The 18,037-nt window shown below is 42.5% G+C and carries 23 protein-coding genes; 9 read left to right on the top strand and 14 right to left on the bottom strand.

Translation table 11 applies throughout. From position 1 onward, the window contains the following. Positions 1-154: 154 nt before the first annotated feature. From EII32_RS05905 to EII32_RS05915, 3 genes are read right to left on the bottom strand one after another with little or no spacing between them, the layout of a single operon-like run. The gene (locus EII32_RS05905; RefSeq protein ID WP_125234513.1) at positions 155-442 is read right to left on the bottom strand and encodes a helix-turn-helix domain-containing protein; all 288 of its coding nucleotides are present in this window, start codon (positions 440-442) and stop codon (positions 155-157) included. Between the two features lie 2 nt (positions 443-444). Then, positions 445-723, bottom strand: coding sequence for a helix-turn-helix domain-containing protein (locus EII32_RS05910; protein WP_004333702.1), 279 nt, complete (start codon positions 721-723; stop codon positions 445-447). Positions 724-735: 12 nt separating this feature from the next. Next, a complete protein-coding gene (locus EII32_RS05915) occupies positions 736-1,152 on the bottom strand; it encodes a hypothetical protein (protein ID WP_125234514.1) in 417 nt (138 codons plus the stop codon). A gap of 251 nt (positions 1,153-1,403) precedes the next feature. Between EII32_RS05915 and EII32_RS05920 the strand changes: the two genes are divergently transcribed. The 3 genes from EII32_RS05920 to mobV all read left to right on the top strand — a co-directional run bounded on the left by EII32_RS05920 (position 1,404) and on the right by mobV (position 3,935). Continuing rightward, positions 1,404-2,345: a toprim domain-containing protein gene (locus tag EII32_RS05920; RefSeq protein WP_125234515.1), complete on the top strand. Its 942-nt coding sequence runs from the start codon at positions 1,404-1,406 to the stop codon at positions 2,343-2,345. A gap of 67 nt (positions 2,346-2,412) precedes the next feature. Further along, complete coding sequence (locus tag EII32_RS05925; RefSeq protein WP_125234537.1) at positions 2,413-2,616, top strand: hypothetical protein; 204 nt, start codon at positions 2,413-2,415, stop codon at positions 2,614-2,616. 62 nt (positions 2,617-2,678) lie between these two features. Continuing rightward, positions 2,679-3,935: a MobV family relaxase gene (mobV, locus tag EII32_RS05930; RefSeq protein ID WP_125234516.1), complete on the top strand. Its 1,257-nt coding sequence runs from the start codon at positions 2,679-2,681 to the stop codon at positions 3,933-3,935. A 217-nt stretch (positions 3,936-4,152) separates the two neighbouring features. Here the strand turns inward: mobV and EII32_RS05935 are convergent, their stop codons facing one another. From EII32_RS05935 to EII32_RS12705, 4 genes are all read right to left on the bottom strand, one after another. Then, positions 4,153-4,644 (bottom strand): type II toxin-antitoxin system death-on-curing family toxin, encoded by a 492-nt coding sequence (locus EII32_RS05935; RefSeq protein WP_233582316.1) that lies wholly within the window; start codon positions 4,642-4,644, stop codon positions 4,153-4,155. Between the two features lie 13 nt (positions 4,645-4,657). Further along, on the bottom strand, positions 4,658-5,659 hold the full coding sequence (locus tag EII32_RS05940) for a DNA-binding protein (RefSeq protein ID WP_125234517.1): 1,002 nt from the start codon (positions 5,657-5,659) through the stop codon (positions 4,658-4,660). A gap of 91 nt (positions 5,660-5,750) precedes the next feature. Next, a complete protein-coding gene (locus tag EII32_RS05945; protein ID WP_233582317.1) occupies positions 5,751-5,924 on the bottom strand; it encodes a hypothetical protein in 174 nt (57 codons plus the stop codon). Between the two features lie 356 nt (positions 5,925-6,280). Continuing rightward, a complete protein-coding gene (locus EII32_RS12705) occupies positions 6,281-6,403 on the bottom strand; it encodes a hypothetical protein (RefSeq protein ID WP_255416449.1) in 123 nt (40 codons plus the stop codon). 259 nt (positions 6,404-6,662) lie between these two features. On the opposite strand from EII32_RS12705, the gene EII32_RS12380 reads away from it, so the two are divergent. Continuing rightward, positions 6,663-6,971: a hypothetical protein gene (locus EII32_RS12380; protein ID WP_199741402.1), complete on the top strand. Its 309-nt coding sequence runs from the start codon at positions 6,663-6,665 to the stop codon at positions 6,969-6,971. Between the two features lie 4 nt (positions 6,972-6,975). Here the strand turns inward: EII32_RS12380 and EII32_RS05955 are convergent, their stop codons facing one another. Both EII32_RS05955 and EII32_RS05960 read right to left on the bottom strand, forming a co-directional pair. Then, positions 6,976-7,332: a porin family protein gene (locus EII32_RS05955; RefSeq protein ID WP_125234518.1), complete on the bottom strand. Its 357-nt coding sequence runs from the start codon at positions 7,330-7,332 to the stop codon at positions 6,976-6,978. Between the two features lie 8 nt (positions 7,333-7,340). Continuing rightward, positions 7,341-7,631: a hypothetical protein gene (locus tag EII32_RS05960; protein WP_125234519.1), complete on the bottom strand. Its 291-nt coding sequence runs from the start codon at positions 7,629-7,631 to the stop codon at positions 7,341-7,343. 336 nt (positions 7,632-7,967) lie between these two features. Between EII32_RS05960 and EII32_RS05965 the strand changes: the two genes are divergently transcribed. Further along, on the top strand, positions 7,968-8,345 hold the full coding sequence (locus EII32_RS05965; RefSeq protein WP_125234520.1) for a RidA family protein: 378 nt from the start codon (positions 7,968-7,970) through the stop codon (positions 8,343-8,345). A gap of 136 nt (positions 8,346-8,481) precedes the next feature. After that, positions 8,482-10,308 carry an ABC transporter ATP-binding protein gene (locus tag EII32_RS05970; RefSeq protein ID WP_125234521.1) on the top strand — a complete coding sequence of 609 codons (1,827 nt, stop codon included), beginning with the start codon at positions 8,482-8,484 and terminating at the stop codon, positions 10,306-10,308. 212 nt (positions 10,309-10,520) lie between these two features. Here the strand turns inward: EII32_RS05970 and EII32_RS05975 are convergent, their stop codons facing one another. After that, entirely contained in the window at positions 10,521-13,217 is a 2,697-nt protein-coding gene (locus tag EII32_RS05975; protein WP_158611137.1) for an ATP-binding protein, read from the bottom strand. A 373-nt stretch (positions 13,218-13,590) separates the two neighbouring features. Here EII32_RS05975 and EII32_RS05980 point away from each other — a divergent pair, with 373 nt between their 5' ends. The 3 genes from EII32_RS05980 to EII32_RS05990 are packed head-to-tail and all read left to right on the top strand — an operon-like array spanning position 13,591 to position 15,759. Then, the gene (locus EII32_RS05980; RefSeq protein ID WP_125234523.1) at positions 13,591-14,763 is read left to right on the top strand and encodes a hypothetical protein; all 1,173 of its coding nucleotides are present in this window, start codon (positions 13,591-13,593) and stop codon (positions 14,761-14,763) included. After that, positions 14,727-14,921 carry a hypothetical protein gene (locus tag EII32_RS05985; RefSeq protein WP_125234524.1) on the top strand — a complete coding sequence of 65 codons (195 nt, stop codon included), beginning with the start codon at positions 14,727-14,729 and terminating at the stop codon, positions 14,919-14,921. Before EII32_RS05980 ends, EII32_RS05985 begins: the two co-directional genes overlap by 37 nt. Positions 14,922-14,934: 13 nt before the next feature. Then, positions 14,935-15,759 carry a T9SS type A sorting domain-containing protein gene (locus EII32_RS05990; RefSeq protein WP_125234525.1) on the top strand — a complete coding sequence of 275 codons (825 nt, stop codon included), beginning with the start codon at positions 14,935-14,937 and terminating at the stop codon, positions 15,757-15,759. Here EII32_RS05990 and EII32_RS05995 read toward each other — a convergent pair. From EII32_RS05995 to EII32_RS06010, 4 genes are all read right to left on the bottom strand, one after another. Beyond that, the gene (locus tag EII32_RS05995) at positions 15,717-15,926 is read right to left on the bottom strand and encodes a hypothetical protein (protein ID WP_125234526.1); all 210 of its coding nucleotides are present in this window, start codon (positions 15,924-15,926) and stop codon (positions 15,717-15,719) included. The two genes, EII32_RS05990 and EII32_RS05995, sit on opposite strands and share 43 nt — an antisense overlap. A gap of 41 nt (positions 15,927-15,967) precedes the next feature. Beyond that, positions 15,968-16,681 carry a helix-turn-helix domain-containing protein gene (locus EII32_RS06000; RefSeq protein ID WP_158611138.1) on the bottom strand — a complete coding sequence of 238 codons (714 nt, stop codon included), beginning with the start codon at positions 16,679-16,681 and terminating at the stop codon, positions 15,968-15,970. A 6-nt stretch (positions 16,682-16,687) separates the two neighbouring features. Continuing rightward, a complete protein-coding gene (locus EII32_RS06005) occupies positions 16,688-17,503 on the bottom strand; it encodes a tetratricopeptide repeat protein (RefSeq protein ID WP_125234528.1) in 816 nt (271 codons plus the stop codon). 312 nt (positions 17,504-17,815) lie between these two features. Then, positions 17,816-18,037 (bottom strand): hypothetical protein (locus EII32_RS06010; RefSeq protein WP_233582318.1); only part of this gene is annotated, 222 nt, incomplete at its 5' end.

The following is an 18,037-nucleotide window of genomic DNA, read 5'->3' on the forward strand; positions in this document are numbered from 1 at the left end:
ACGCAAATGTACTTGATTTATTGCGAAAAGATACCGAGTAATCAGCAAAAAGATACCGAGCGATGGTGAGATTGCTCGGTATCTTTTGGACGACCATTCGGCAGGTTCTTCTGTGTGATTACCAAACGGCAGGAAAACGCTTCTTGCAAATGCTTTATCTCCGATAATTCTCTTGCAGTAATCTGTTGATGTCGGATAGTCGATAGAGTATTTTCCCTGCAATTTGGGTGTAGGGGATAATGCCCTTGTCCCGATAATCCTGCAAGGTGCGAGGGCTGACGAAAAGCCGTTCGCAGACCTCTCGCCCCGTAAGGTAGATTTCTCCCCCGAAGAGCGGACGGTGCGTTTGGGCAATCTCCCGAAGGCGTTTACTCACTGCTCTGATGCCTGAGATGAGTTGCTTCATCTCGGGCGTTTCTTTGTTTACGATTTCGTGTTCCATAGTCATTGTATTTTGCGGTTGGACTTGGCAAGGAGTGCTTCCACATCCTCACGTTTGTAATAGCACTTATGCCCGATTTGGATAAAGGGCAACACGGACGTATCCCGATAGTGTTGGAGCGTTCGCTTGCTGATGTTCAGTATTCGGCACACATCCCCGTTGTGCAACAGGTCGGGGACTTCGGGTTTCGTGCCAAACTCTTCTCTCATACAAAGAGCCAGTTCTTCGATGCTCTTTTTCAGTTCCTCCCAAGCGGAGGTGTCGATGGCGGTAAATCTCATATCAATATCGTTTTAATTGTCATTTTTACTTCGTTCGGTGCAAATGTACGCAGGCGAAATCCTTGTTCCCAGTCCCGATGAAATAGAGGGAAACAGCAGGAAGTCCGAGGCAAATGTACAAGCACAAACCACCCTTTCCACCCTCTTTTCTCTAAGTGCGTACTTGTGGCTCTGATATGGTATGAAGTGGCTCTCCTGCCAATAAAAACAGACGCTCCTCTTTCGTCCGAAGAAAAAGGATGCAGGCTTTGGCAATCCGATGAAGTCGCTTTTAGAGCCGTTCTCCTCACTGTTCGCTCCTTTTGAGCCTTTTCGTCCCAATTTCTCCTGCTTGTGTCGTCCATTCTCGGAGCATTTCTCTGTACCTCGAAGCAACAGACACACTAACCTTGGGACTCTGTGTTCGCCTCTGTAACTTGGTTTCAGCATCCCGTTTCGGATGAAAGTTCAAAACCAAGCAAACAGAAGAAGTACGAACAATGAAAAGAACCAAGCGAATAAGAAACGCCATAGATACTTTCTTCTTTCACTGTGAAAGGAGATATACAGTGAAAGAGAAAAAGCAGAGAAAGACTTTTTGCTTTGAGTGCAAGAAAGTCCGTCCTCCGTAAGAAAAGAGCTTTTTCCTTTCACCGTTTGAACCACTCTTTTTATTCACTCAATAATCATCGAATCAACTTATGAAATCAAGATTTTACGATCTACAATACATCAAGGCGATACCGATAACAGACTATCTGCACGCCTGCGGTATCAAGCCTGCCAAGCGTTACAACGGCTATGCCCTTTATCACGCACCCTACCGAGAAGACCCGAATGCCAGCCTGAAAGTGGATTTTCGGCAAAACCTGTGGCACGACTACGGCACGAGCCAAGGCGGAAGCATCATCGACCTTGTGATGAAGATGCGAGGATGCAGTGCCTACGAAGCAATAGCGCATCTTGCCGAAGGGAAAGCAACAACCCTCGCCCCTTCTTCCTTTCATCGTGAAGCTCACATAGGGCAGAGAAGGGACGAACAGCGACCCAATAATACAAGGCGTATTCTTTCCATCAATGAAGCGTTACCCCTACATCTGCAAAGCTATCTCCGAGAGGTACGCAAGATAGACCTTGCCGTGGCAAGCCCCTATCTCCATCACGTTCGCTATGAGGTAGGAGGAAGAGAATACTCCGCCATCGGCTTTCCCAATCGTGCAGGAGGGTATGAGCTTCGGGACGACAAGACATTCAAAGGCACAATCGCTCCGAAGGATATTTCCGTGATTGCAGGACAAGCGAACAACGCCCCTCTGTGCATTTTCGAGGGGGTTATGGACTTCCTTTCCCTTCTCACGATGAAAGGGAAAGAAGCCATTTCGCCTTCCATCGTTCTGAACTCCGTGAGTAATATCCATAGAGCCGTTGCCTATCTCCACGAGAAAGGCATCGACTCCGTTCGGGCTTTCTTCGACAACGACCCTGCGGGACGGCAGGCTCTTCAAGCTATCCAATCGACAGGCATCAAGGTAGAGGATATGAGCCGACACTATTCCCGATACAAAGACCTCAATGAGTACCACATTGCCCAAAGAACAGGGCAAAAACAGGTGATACCACCTCGTAAACGAGGACTTAGATGATAAGGCAAAACAGAGCAAACAACATTATTCTATCATCAGGTATTCAAAGATGCAGGAAATAAAATGTATGCGAATAAACGGCTTTGTTTCGATAACTACGGCAGTTCCTCAGAACAGCAAGTTTGCAGAGCCAAACTTAGAAACAAAGCGTGCAGGCATTCACAGAATGCAACTCAACAAGAAAGAAGTACGAGCAGGGCGGAGCGGACATTTCAAGAAATGCCATAGCTCATTAGGGTATTTTCTTTACGCTGCACTCCGTTATCGCTAAAAATACCCTCCTGAGCCAAGGGGCGGTGCCCCTTTGGATACCCCTAAATCAATCTTCAAGCAATGGGCTACGCCGTTTTACATATAGACAAGGCGAGAGGAAACGACTCGGCAATGACCGCACACATAGCGCGTACATTCATGCCGAGTAACGTCGATTCCTCCCGCACACACCTCAATCGAGAGCTGGTGCAATTCCCTGCAAATGTAACTAACCGTACCGAAGCGATAGAGCATCGCATCGCCACGGCAGGTATCTACCGAAAGGTGGCACAGAACCAAGTCAAAGCCTTACGCTTTATCCTGTCAAGTTCACCAGAAGATATGGCTCGCATAGAGCAAGAAGGACGCCTGTACGAATGGTGCAATGAAACGATGGATTGGCTTCGCACCACTTTCGGGGCGGACAATGTGGTCGCAGCCACACTGCACGCAGATGAGGACACACCTCATATTCACGCCACAGTTGTCCCGATTGTCACGGGTGAAAGACGGAAAGCCAAAGAGGAAGCCAAGAACGGCAAGCGGAAGTACAAGACAAAGAAGAATAAGGTACGACTTTGTGCAGATGATGTGCTCACGCCCAAAAAGTTGGAAGACTATCAGACGAGTTATGCCAAGCGAATGCAACGGTTCGGATTGGAACGGGGCGTACACGGTTCGGAAGCCAAGCACCGCACCACGATGGAGTATTACAAGGAAGTCCTAAAATCCACGAAAGAGAAAGAGGCGCAAGAAGCAGAACTCACTGCCAAGATAAAAGAGTTGGAGAAGCAGGCAGGCAAACTCCGTATGAAAGGAACGCTATATTCTATCTTTGGCAACTCCGAACTTGACAAAGCAGAGAAGCGTATTGCAGACTTGGAGCAGGAAGCCGAACGGCAACGGTATCTTTCGGAAAAGGAGAAGAATGAAATCCGAAAGGAAGTCGCTCTCTTGCAGGATACGGTCAAGGGAAGGGACGGAGCCATTGCCGAGTTGAAAGAAACCGTGCAGATTTACGAGGAAGAGCGGAATTGGATAAAACGCTTCTTCAATGGCTTCTACCAGCTTTTGAATATCCGTCTGATGCTCCGAAAGATGGGTTTTTCTGACGACAGAATAGTGGAGATGTATCGCACGGAAGCTCCCCAGCGAGGAACGGCTAAAGCCTATTCGGGATTATACAAGAGAGAATTTACAGAAGAGGACAGCGAAATCCGTATCATCAAGGATGAGAAGAAGCGACCGCTCCTCACCATCAACGGGCTTCCCATTGCCGATTGGTGCGAACAGAAATGGAGACAGCTTATCAACCGTAATCGCTCGCAACGGTTGTAAATGAATACGCATACTTTTTCCTTTCATCGTGGTATTTCAGTTGCGACAAAACTTTTTAAGAAGAAAATCACGCAAGAACGCTCACTTTCCCTCGCAAATATGTACCTTTGCAAGCAGTAAAAGTGAGCGTTCTTTGGCTATTCAAAACAATGTGCCTCAAAGCACTCCGCTCATTTCTAAATCGTTACCTGTTTACCTATATTCAAAAGGTAACACTCTACTTCTCAATAAGATAGTTCGCAAGCAAAAAATAACTAAGCTTTTCAATTTCCAACCTTTTAGCACGAGCATTTGCAATACCAAGTAATATTGACTCACTATAATCTTCGTCATTTACCAAATAATTCATAATCTCTGTAAGCAAATCTCTATCCATACAGCCTGCAGCCAAGTCCAGTACTATTTCCTCCATGTTTTTCATGAAATTTTGAGCCACGAACAGATAGCCATTTTGTAGAAAGAAGAACATTGTGAGCGTTAGAGAAATACGTTTGTTACAATCATTAAAGTAATGACCACGGCACAAACTGAACATCATGTAAGCTGCTTTATCTGCAATTTCAGGATAATAAATATCATTTTGTACATTGTTCAACATGAGTTTTATACCTCCCTCATCACGAACTCCAATTATTCCTCCGCCACTTTTATCTATCGTCTTGTGGTAGATTTTAAGAGCCTGTTCATAGTCAATATAATCTATTCCCACGATACCTACACTTTTATTGCTTTAAATGTTCAAGAACATCCTTGTTGTCTTCAAGAAGTTTGTCAAAATCTATCGACAAATTGCCAATAAACTTCTGATATTCTTCCGGCATCAACGAACGGACGTATGCCGCAAGATTTCCGTGATATACATCTCTAAGAGCATTATCACGAGAGGCCATTTTGGTGCGTGCATCCTCAATTACCGGTTTGATCAATGGGTTCTTTGACAATTCATAAATAATCCGATTTACATCCTTTACAGATAGTTTACCTGACGAAACAGCTTGTTCTTTTATCTTCTCGGCTGTAGCATTTTCAAATGATGCTACAGCAACTAACACTTCTGCATACAATGTGCGTCGAAGACTGTCTTTCTTGCTAAGTTCCAAAAGTTTCTTATATTCAGATGCCTTTTCACAGAACACCACCTTATAGATAGTGTCCATAATTTGAGAGTATTTAAATTTATTATTATTTACACAATAGTCCCTTATGGCATCTGTCAACTTTCTATGGTAATTTTCTTCTGATAAAGCGGAGGTCACATAATTCTGATCACGACGATTGATAAATTTCGTTGAACCACCACTTTTCTCATTCATTACCGCTATTACAATATCCAAAATACGGCTTCTTACCTCTTTCGCTTTTTCACTGGTTGTAAGCAACATACCAAGATTAAGAAAAGATCGGAAATCGAAAACTCCAAGCACCGTTGTTTTGGTAGGGAAATCAATTTCCTTACCAAAGGCAGATTTAAATTCTTTCAAGTCATCTCCCTGTAATACACGGTAACCATTTGATGCAAGTTCTTGTTCATAGTTATTTAAGCAATTTGTTAAGGTTCTAATATCAACCCCATAATATTCGGCAACCTTCTGTCTGGTGATAACATATTGACCTTGAAATTCAAGGAAATTAGCATCTAACGACTCCCTTATCTTGGGTAAAGCCACCGGATTATTCAATATATTTTGTCTGTCAATTTCAGATGTCGTCAAATCTTTTGCCATATATTTATTTTAAAACTTTAATTGGTTGTATTCTAAATACACAATCAAATTCGATTGCAAAGGTACTGAAAAAATACACTTACAAGAAAATTCACATAACTTTAAACCCAAATCGGTCATTAGAACCCTCAACCGATTTTGTTCGATTGTTGAGCAGATGTGCTACCGTTTCATCAAAGGCGTAGCGGGCTGCGTCGAGATGTAATGGCTGCGCAGATGTCAGCAAGCGGACAAAAGCAGTTGGGAAGCGTAACGGCAATGGCAAATCTAAGCAAATACGGTCTAATGACCGATTTGGGTTAAAAAATAAGAATGCTTTCTGAAGCAGAAAAGACCGTAAAATTCTGCGACACCAACCGCCGTTGATGCCGCTTTCTGAATCAAAAGAGAAATCTAACCTAATCATAAATCCATCATAAGTCATCGTTTAGTTAGTTGTGAATTTCGGTTTTCTTCATCTGCAATTTACCGTATCGAAAACAACTTGTTTTCCTTTCTTAATGCAAAGATAATGATTTATACATGCAGTTGCAATAGGGAAGTTCCTAAACATAAGGGGGATTTCCCCTATTTGTTTGACCGGAAAGAGGATAAACAACATTCCGACATTCAAAGACAACTTCAATGTGGCACAGACACTCTCCAACTTACGTCTTTCTCTCGGCACTCCATGTAATTTTTCTGTATAAGTTTGTCGGGCTGTGTCTGAATGGCTGTGATACCGATGCACGTAATCTCTCTCATGTCTGCCAACCTAAGTGCAGGCTGCGTGCACATGGCATTAATAATCTGAGACCTCTGCAAAATTAGTTACTTTTACAAGAGGTCTCGGACTATTTACGTTATTTCTTACCCCGAACAGGCGTATCATTTGTGCTTAATCGCACTGCAATTTCGCCGAAATTATTGACCAATTTCAGCGGTTTTGCTCACCAATTTAGCCGAAATTGCCGAGCAGTTTTTATTTAACCCAAATCGGTCATTAGACCGCATTTGCTTAGATTTGCCATTGCCGTTACGCTTCCCAACTGCTTTTGCCCGCTTGCTGACATCTGCGCAGCCATTAAATCTCGACGCAGCCCGCTACGCCTTTGAGGAAACGGATGCACATCTGCTCAACAATCGAACAAAATCGGTTGAGGCTTCTAATGACAGATTTGGGTTTAATGACACACATTCTCGTTATCAAGTAGCAACAGAACACATGTCCGTAAAAAATATGTATGGACAGTACTATGCAGAGTTATTTTTCAGAAAAGGGATAAAACAAAAAGAGGGTGACTGTATGAAGCGCACCCCCTTGCGAAAATAAACAATCAGAATGTGTAAGTAAGTGTCGTGGCAATAGTCCCATTTCGATAAGTTGAAAGGGTTGTTCCTTCGAATTTAGCATCATTCTTCATCATGTTGGGAATGCCGAATTCATAATTACATTTTACCCGAATCTTGTTTGATAAATCTACGCCCAACCCGAGTGTCAGTCCGTAGTCAAATCTCTTATAACCATCTTTGCCGAATATGTCATGCCGCGTATTGCTAACACCCTCTTTTTCCACCTTGCTGCTTCCCCACAACGAATAAGCAACATAAGGTCCTGCCTCAACAAAGAGTTTGTTGTCATTACCAATGGAGAAATTCTTTCCGAAAACAACAGGCAACTCCAATGCCGTCATGTTTTTTCTTATATCATAAGGTTTTTCCTCGCCCTTATATCGTTAGTATAGAAGATATTATCCTGCTTATATCCTTTCTGAGAAAGAAGTAAAGAGCCTCCCCAGTACCAAGAATTATTGCTTTCCGACAGAGCATGGCAAACATTGCCGCCAAATACATAGCCAAGAGTGGCACCACACGGATCACCGCCGCGTGCAACATTTACGTTTAGTCCTGCCGTAACTCCTAATCTTAATTCCTGAGCATTAGCAGTAATGCAAAGTATGCCAAATACTGCTGCAATCAATGTTTTCTTCATAATTTTTAAAAATTTTAAAACTCGTAATATCTATTTGGTTTTGCAAAGGTATGATAAATAAAGATAACACACAATACTAAACAAACAGGTATTTTTTGAAATTAAAATATTTAGAATACGTTATTACAAATAATAACAATACCTACATTCGGGTATCAGGCAAATAAAAAATCGCTTTGAATTAAGAGTTATATTGAATATAAAAAACTTTTTCGTTCATGAATATATCCCACAAAACGCAGATAATTGTTTGCGGTGTAAGATTTTTTACATAACTTTGCAGCGAAAGAAAACAAATATTTAACTAAACATTTTGTCACTAATAAAAAATAATTTATGAAAGCAATAAGCACAAAGAACGCTCCGGCAGCAATCGGACCATACAGTCAGGGCGTAGAAGTAAACGGTTTCGTATATGCCAGCGGACAACTGCCGCTCGACCCGGAGACAGGTACTTTCCCGGAAGGAATAAAGGCACAGACTCGCCGGTCGCTGCTCAATGCACAGGCTATATTGAAAGAGGCGGGACTTAGCCTGAACGATGTTGTCAAGACCACCGTACTGCTTGCAAACATAGAAGATTTCGCCGAGATGAACGAGGTTTATGCCGAGTTCTTCAGCGAGCCGTATCCCGCACGCAGTGCTTTCGCCGTGAAGTCGGTTCCGAAGGGTGCGCTGGTAGAGATTGAGTGCATCGCAGCAAAGAAAATCTAAAAAAGTTTTGTAAAAAAACTAATTATTAATTACTTTTGCAGACAGATAAAAATCTGTCTGTAAAGGTATGTTTTGCCGTATGCCGTTAAACGAAAGGCGTAAAAGGATTTGCATACAGGCATTATATTAACACACGATGAAAGAGTTCCTCCACATATTGGGGCGTTTTCTGCCTCCCTACAAGAAATACTTGGTGCTGACGGTTATGTTCAACATTCTATCGGCGGTGCTAAACATTTTCTCATTCATGGCATTGGTGCCGATATTGCAAATCCTTTTCCAAACGAAAGAGACGGCAGAGCATTTCGAATATGCCGAATGGGGAACCGGGGAAGCGAAAGACGTGTTTATGAACAACATGAACTACTATGTGCAGGAAATGATAAACAATATCGGCCCCACAACCACACTGCTATTAATCGGACTGTTTCTGGCACTGATGACAGCACTGAAAACATGCTCTTATTTCCTCTCATCGGCAACGATAGTACCGATAAGAACCGGAGTGGTGCGCGACATACGCAACCAACTGTACGAGAAAATAAACTCGCTGCCGCTGGGATTTTTCAATGACGAGCGCAAAGGCGACATAATGGCACGCATGACGGGCGACGTGCAGGAGATAGAAATGTCCATAATGTCGAGTCTCGACATGCTTTTCAAGAATCCGATATTGATACTCGCATACTTAACGACGCTAATCGTTACATCGTGGCAACTTACACTCTTCGCCATTGTATTCGTGCCGATATTCGGGTGGTTCATGGGATTCGTGGGCAGGAAACTCAAACAGAAATCGATAAAAGCACAAGGGCTGTGGAGCGACACGATGAGTCAGGTGGAAGAAACACTCGGCGGACTGCGCATAATCAAGGCGTTCAATGCCGAAGAAAAGATGAACAAGAGATTCGACAAGGTGAACTCCGACTACCGCAACAACATAATGCGCGTGAACATACGGCAGTCAATGGCACACCCCATGAGCGAGTTTCTCGGCACGCTGATGATAGTAATCGTGCTGTGGTTCGGCGGAGTGCTGGTGCTGAACGACATGGCACTATCGGGACCCGTGTTCATATACTACATGGTAATACTATACTCTCTCATCAATCCTCTTAAAGAGTTTTCAAAAGCAAGTTACAACATTCCCAAAGGACTGGCATCGATGGAGCGCGTGGATAAGATTCTGCTGGCAGAGAACAACATCGTGGAGGCAGAAAACCCGAAGTATATTTCATCGTTCGAACGAGAGATTGAGTTCCGCAACGTGTCGTTCAGATATGGCGAGAAATGGGTGCTGCGCAACATCAATCTCGTGATACCGAAAGGCAAGACGGTGGCTCTCGTGGGACAGAGCGGTGGCGGCAAATCTACAATGGTGGATCTCATACCGCGCTACTACGACGTACAAGAGGGCGAAGTGCTCATCGACGGAATAAACGTGAAAGACCTCGGCATACACGACCTGCGCCAACTAATCGGAAACGTGAACCAAGAGGCAATTCTTTTCAACGACACTTTTGCAAACAACATCACTTTCGGCGTTGACAACGCCACAACGGAAGAGGTGGTGAAAGCAGCAAAGATTGCCAATGCGCATGAGTTTATCGAAAGTTCGGAAAACGGTTACGAAACCAATATCGGCGACCGCGGCGGGCGACTTTCGGGCGGACAGAGGCAACGTCTGAGCATCGCCCGCGCCATACTCAAAAACCCTCCCATACTCATTCTCGATGAAGCGACGTCGGCTCTCGACACCGAGAGCGAACGATTGGTGCAGGAAGCATTGGAAAAACTTATGAAGACAAGAACAACGATTGCCATTGCTCACCGCCTGTCAACAATCAAGAACAGCAATGAGATATGCGTACTACACGAAGGGAGAATAGTGGAACGAGGCACACACGACGAACTTATTGCCAAAGACGGATACTACAAGAAACTGCACGAGATGCAGAACTGAACTTAATTTTGCTCGAAATAGAAAGTATAAAAGATGTCCCTGCCGTGACGGTAACTCCAAAATTGCATGTAATGCCGTCATAATGTGCAAAATACATCGTCATCGTGTCTGCTTTGATATACTCCGATTACCCGAACACGATATTGCCGGCAACGGCAGCATAACAAGCAGATACTTGAACAATCTTTTTACAGTTGATATTATCTCGCTTGTCATGCGTTGTCAACTCCGCGCTTGTACTGCGTTGGCGACACCCCGTAATGTTTCCTGAAAGCATGGTAGAAACCGGAATAATGGTCGAAGCAGCAACGGTCGGCAATCTCTTCGAGCGTAAGTTCGGGTTTGGTGTCAAGCAACAGTTTCGCTTTCTTCATTTTTATCCTAATTATGTACGATGTGGGCGACTCTCCTGTAAGTGCAATCATTTTACGATGTAGTTGCCGCGGGCTCATACATAGTTTTTCGGCAAGCGAACAGACGTCTGCCTTTCGGTTGTCCATAAGCAGATACACGGCATCGACCATTTTGCCGACGAAATGCTTGTCGGCATCGTTCATCTGTATTTCTTGTTCTTTGCCTTCGGCAATCATTTTGGAGAATTTCTCGCGCAGATTACGGCGTTGCTCAAGTAGTTTCTCCACTCGTACACGCAATTCTTCCTCGTTGAACGGTTTGCACAGATAGGCATCTGCACCTGCTTTGAGTCCCTCTATCCGTTCTTCATCGGTAACCTTTGCCGTTACCACTATTATCGGCACATGGCTTATCAGTTCGTCGGAACGCACATTCCGGCACACTTCCAGTCCGTTCATCTGAGGCATCATAAGGTCGGTAATTATCAAATCAGGCACTATTTGACGAGCCTTGTCAAGTCCTTCTCTTCCATTGGGCGCATAGAAAACATCATACTTGTCAGACAATCGACTTCCGATATATCTTGCCACATCGCAGTTGTCTTCGATGACGAGCAGGCGCATGCGGTTGCTGTCGGATGCAATACTATCCTCGACATCCGTGTTGTTGTCCTCGTCATGCAGCGTTATGTCTATTTCGTCAATCTCTCCGAGTTCTTTCCACCCTCCGTCTCCGTGTTTCAACGGTGCATGTATTGTGAATATCGTGCCTTTCCCCACTACGCTTTCCACCTCGATGGTGCCTTTTATCGACTGTATTATCTGTCGCACGAGTGCCAGTCCCACACCGGTTCCGAGATGCTTGCAGTCCATCTCCTCCTGATAAAACGGTTCGAATATGTGTGCGAGATTCTCCTGTTTTATTCCCATGCCGGTGTCTGCCACGCGTATTACCGCCTGTCGGGTGTTGCTTTTCCCAACATATACTGTTATCTTTCCTCCTTCGGGTGTGAACTTTACGGCGTTTGACAGCAGATTGTTTATAACTTTGCTTGCGAAATCTGGCACAAAGTCCATTTCAAGTTTGCCTGTCGATTCGTATTGAATCATTATCCCTTTCCTTCCGGCATGTTCGCGGTATGCATTCACCATGACGCCTATATATGCCGCGATGTCGCCATGTCGCCAGTCCGGTTCGCCCACTGCCGATTTCACTTTCGATATGTCAAGCAGTTGATTTATAAGCACGAGCAGACTGTTTCCCTGCTTTTCTATTACCTTTCCCATGCCACGTGTATTTTCGGGCAGTTTCTCGTCATTGACTATGTCTCTTCCAAGACCGAGTATAAGCGTAAGCGGTGTGCGCAATTCGTGTGTTATATTTGTAAAGAATGTCTCGCGCATCTCGCTCATTTGTGTTAGCATGCGGTGTGTGCGTGTCCTTGCCTTGATTATGTATAACATCATGACAACCACCCCTGCAAGCAAGACTATGATGACAGAGAAGACAATTATACTTATATTCCGGGTGGTGCGTTCCGTCTCATACTGCCTACGCGCTTCGCCCATCTTTATGGCTTGTCTGTTGCGTTCTACGGCAAGACTGATGTTTTGTATTTGGTTAAGTTTCTTCACTCCCACCAAACTGTCTTGCATCTCCGACGCAATAACATAACTGTCGAGTGCCTTTTTCCAGTCTCCGCGTTTTTTATATATAAGATAATACTGTTGTTGTATCTCTGCAAGATGCTCTTTCGACTTTATTCTCGACGCAATCCCTTTTGCCTTGTCCAACTGTTCCAAAGCCTCTTTCTCTCTTCCCGTGTCGCAGTATATGTGCGCCAATGCGAGCAGTGAACCTAATGCATGCCACTCGTCTTTCGATGCCCGCATCAACAGGTATGCCTTGTCGTACTCCTCTATCGCCTTGTCGTATTTCTTCTCTCTCTGGTATAGCGAGCCAAAGTTCATGTGGCACAGCGACACTCCGAGTACACTATGTGCCGACTCGTTGAATTTCATGGACAGTTTGTAATATACCCATGCCGAGTCCATCTGTCCTCGTTTCTCAAATATACTGCCTATGTTGGCATGGTTTATTGCCTGTCCAATGTCGCTGCGAAGCCGTTTTTCACCTTCCAGTGCCATGCGGAAAGCACTGTCGGCACGCTCGTAGTTGCCGGTGGTCATGTATATGTTACCAAGTCCGTTGAGCGATACCGACCGGTTTTTTTCTGCATACTCCGACGTATCACTGTATTCCTCGCTTATTTTCCATGCACGATAATGATAACCTGTTGCAAGGTCGAACATTCCCAGCCTTCGGTAGTTTGTTCCGATATTATTCAACGCCTGCACCATCTCGAGTGTGTCGCAGGCCATCTCTGTCAGTCTCAGTCCCTCGCTGTGTGTCTTCAATGCCTCGTCGAAACGGCTCTCGTTGCATTGTCTCTTGCCAATTTCCCGCAACACAACAATGCTTCCGAGTTTGTTACCCTCGCGCTCGAAACGTTTATACATGGCGCATAACGAGTCTTCCGTGTCCACTTCTTTCACTATACTGTCGGTTATCCGGCGTTCTGCCGGTGTTATTTGATGTTGCGAATCGCTGCATGAAAACATAAAAACCGCAGTAAACAAAACGGCGATCCATACAGTTGTTTCACGTTTCGGACACCAACGTGCCGTAATATATATTATTTGTTTTATAAAGTGATTTAAGGATTTTATTCCCATAAATAAATTAAGAATATTAGTAAACGCAACAAAGTTACGCATTTATGGTTGTATGAACAAGAAAAAGTCTTTTTTTGTTTGATGATAATATTTCTTGTGCTTATTCTGGAAAAAAGACAAAGCAAAATTGTTTTTTATTGGAGAAAAGCATCTGTTATCTTATATTTGCAAGTGAATTTAAAAAACAACAATTATGAATAAAAAACTTTTTACTACAATCGTTGGGGTTTTCCTTACCGTAACCATTACGGTATCTTCGCATGCGGAAAATCCCGTGCCTCATCGTTTAATACATGGTTTTTTCCTTAACGGAGACAATCTGAACGGGTTTGGATTTGGACATTTTTATATGGACAACTTAAACAATTTGACACTGTCATACCCATATCAACAACCCTTGGGCATCTATGGCGGAGCATGTGTAGAAAATGTTTATTATGCTTGTGAATATACTTACAATTCTTACGGTCCTCCCACTGCCGGAGATTTTATCTCATATAACATGGAGACAGGTAAAAAGAAGATTATTGGTAAATATGCAAACGACAACGACCAGTTCAGAATACAAGGCATGACTTATGATTACAATTCCGAAACTTTATATGCCGTCGGATATGAGAATGGCGAATCTTCTTTATATACTTTCGACAAAGAAAAAGGCACAAGACAAAAAGTTGTCACATTGTCGGAAAAAGGTGTGGGAACTTTGGCTGCCGATTTAGATGGTAAATTATATACAATAGGACAAAACGGTATGTTGTACCGGATTGACAAGACTTCGGGAGAACTGACATCTGTATGTGAAACAGATTACAAAGGAATGATTTCCAATCAGACAATGGAGTTCGACCATACAACCGGTCTTTTGTACTGGGCTTCTTTAACATATTCGAAAGACGGAGGAACAAATATCTATTTATTGCAATTCGACTTGAAAAAATCTCCCGTTGAAGTAAAAGAGATTGGTAAATTAGGAGAAAATGCGTGTCTGCTGGCAATGTACATTCCCTTTGTCAAAGCAGGCGAAGGTGCTCCTGCCGCTCCTTCCGACGTTTCGATAGAACCGGACAAGACAGGGAAAAACAACGCCAAAATAACATGGAAAAATCCTACCAAGACTTTTGGAGGAGATGATTTGAGCAACTTAAAATCCATTACCATTAAAAGAAATGGAACAATCATTGCAAACATACCGGCGACAGGCGTGGGAGAGATAATGAATTACGAAGACAATGAAATTGGCAATAACGGAGAATATAAATATACGATATATGCCACAAATCAAATCGGTGACGGAGAAGAGATAAATATACCTACATCGGATACGACATGCCCAACATACCAACAGACATCAATGTTACCGTAAACGAAGGTTGCAAATCGTTGACCATTAATTGGAAAAAACCACAAAAAGGATTCCATGACGGATATTTCACAGACGCCGACTTAACTTATAAACTCATCAGGCTTCCCGACAATACCATGGTGGCATCACAACTCAAAAGAGACATCGTTCACAGATAACAGCATAAAAGAATTGAACAGATATAAATATAAGGTGTATGCTTGTAACCCCTATGGAGAAAGTGGTGAAATAACACAAGAAAGTTATGTGGCAGGCCCTGCCGTAAGAGTACCTGTCACACAAAAATTCGAAGATTCAGAAGAGTATTTCAAAAAATGGACGGAACTGGACGGCAACCAAGATAATTACGGATGGATTCACAATTCTCCATACGGTGCTTTTCAATTCGGAGAAGAAACAAATTGTGCAGAATATCTTATCAATCCCGGAATAATAAACAGTGGAAATAATGCGGATGAATGGATTATCTCGCCACCCATGATTTTTGAAAAAGACAAAGAATACGAACTGAAAATCATGGCACGTTCCATTTCGGACGAGATTCTCGCGGGGACCATCGGCAACACCAATACCATAAAAGATCAAGAGGAAATGGGAACGGTAACCGTTGTTTACGAAGAAGGTAGCCCTGCTCCGATGAAAGAATACAAAATCAAACTCACCAACACAACAGATGGAATAAGATGTGTCGGTCTGCATCTTAAATCAGAATATCCCGCCAACGGCGCATCGCATATCCAAATAGGCGAAATAACCGTTCAACAGATTAACACTTCTTCGATAGAAACAATATCAGATGGTGTTTCCCATCATGTTTACAGGAAAACTTTATCAATAGTGCCTGACAATGCCGTTTCATCAATATACACCCTGAACGGCTGCAAGATATTGGAGACGAGACAAAAAAACATCGGATTGGAAACATTCCCATCAGGAATTTATATTCTGAAGATTCAATACAACAATCGCATCGAGACCTTTAAATTAAAATTATAAACGTTTAACCCAAATCGGTCATTAGAACCCTCAACCGATTTTGTTCGATTGTTGAGCAGATGTGCAGCCGTTTCATCGAAGGCGTAGCGGGTTACGTCAGGATGAAACGGATGCGCAGATGTCAGCAAGCGGGCTAAAGCAATTGGGAAGCGTAACGGCAATAGCAAATATAAGCAAATGCGGCCTAATGACAGATTTGGGTTTAATCTCACTGGAGGAATCTGCCTAAATCAATTCCTCCAATGAGACTATTGTCCATGTTACCGAAATTCATGTCAACATGCTTTGCCATATCCTGATATTCCGAAGGGGTAAGTCCCGTTACACGTTTGAATATCGATGTGAAATTCGAACGTGATTTAAAACCTACACTATTTGCAATTGCCTCGATGGTGTAATTTCCATAATTTTCTATATCGTTAAATCTCCTGCATGCTTCCTTGATTCGGTATTGACTCAAAAGCGAATTGAAATTACAATGGTATTTCTCATGTATTACCTGAGACACATATCTCTGTTTGGCTTCAACCAATAGCGACAAACTTTCTGCAGAGAAATCTATTGAAAATACCTCTTCGCTTGTTTCCATTACCTTGACTATCTTGTCAGCAAGTTCCTGTTTTTCATCTTCACCAAGATTACTGTTTCTGTACTTTTCGGTTAATTCTTTCTCGGCATCGTTCTTATTATCCGTCTTTTTCAATTCGTCTATCTGTTTTTCATATTCTTGTCGCAACAATCTTTCTTTTTCTTCAGACAACAACACCTCCAAATTCTTTTTATAAAGAAATTCATTCGTTTTGTTTAGTTTACGATTCTTGAAATAAAGAACAAAAGAAAAGAATACGATAATCGTAACAATGATAACCACAACATAGAGCAAATTTCTCTGGGCATTATATCCCAAAACAATATCTTCCAATTGTTTCTATACGTTTTTTTTATTGTACTCTGCACGCATCTCGTTCATGGCTACTATCTGACGGTAATTCAACAGCGAATCTTTTATCAAAAAATATTTCTCGGTGTATTTATTGCCAATATCAAACCTGCCTGTCTCTTTGTAACACTTTGCCAAAATGCGATATATATCCAGCCAAGCATCTTTCATTCCAAACGTATCCGACAACTCTTCCGGACATTTGAGACACATGATGGCTTTTTCATATTGTTTTGTTTCCATAAAAACTTTCGCCTTGTTGATGAAACCTGATATGTAGAAACGAGAATACGAAGGTTTATCACGCAATATTTTTTCCTGACGGTCAAATTCTTCAAATGCCTTTTCATAATCTTTGTTACGCATAAAAAGATAGGCAGAATAAAGTGATTTGTTAAAATCTACAATATCTTTACGACTATCATCATTAAAGGTTTTATAAAAATCCCATTCTTTTTTCACATCATCGATGCGCTGCAAAACATAAGCCACCGTGAGCAGATTGGTAAAACAGATGCTGAGTGTGGGTTTGTCATTATTTTTCGAGGCCGATGCAAAAGCTTCTTTATAATATTTAAAAGCATGCTTATAAGGTTCGGTATCCTGACTTTGCTCGCCTATCGATTGGTAAATACAACCCATATTCAAAGGAATAATGGCATTATGCTTGTTTATCTCCTTATAAATACTTTCTGCTTTCATCAGCGATTCATAGGATTTGGAATAGTCATAATAAAATAAGAAATAGACAGTCCACATACCTATATATCCTTTGGCACACCATTCTTTCTCAATCGATGACATATCTTTATTATATCTGTTTACAACCACTGTATAATAAAAGAGCGCACTGTCCGGATTATTGGAATTGACATGTTGATAACCTTTATTCAACAACTTTTCAGATGATAAAAGAGAGTTTTGTTTTACTGTTTCCCGAATATCATGAGGAAAAAACATTTAAAACAAAAACCACAAAAAATATAATAATGAAGAACTTTCTCATATCAGTTTTTAAAAACCATAGATGCAAAGTTAATACTTTTAAGTAGATGTCCAAAATTAATTATCTGCATATTTACATGATGTTCAAAAAACATTGGGGAGACGGTTTTCTTATGAAAATAAGAACAAATACCCACAACAATTTATCCCAAATCGGTCATTAGAACCCTCAACCGATTTTGTTCGATTGTTGAGCGGATGTGCAGCCGTTTCATCGAAGGCGTAGCGGGCTACGTCGGGATGTAATGGCTGCGCAGATGTCAGCAAGCGGGCTAAAGCAGTCGGGAAGCGTAACGGCAATGGCAAATCTAAGCAAATGCGGTCTAATGACCG

The organism is Prevotella sp. OH937_COT-195, assembly GCF_003932845.1.
In the GTDB taxonomy this organism is placed as follows: Bacteria; Bacteroidota; Bacteroidia; order Bacteroidales; family Bacteroidaceae; genus Prevotella.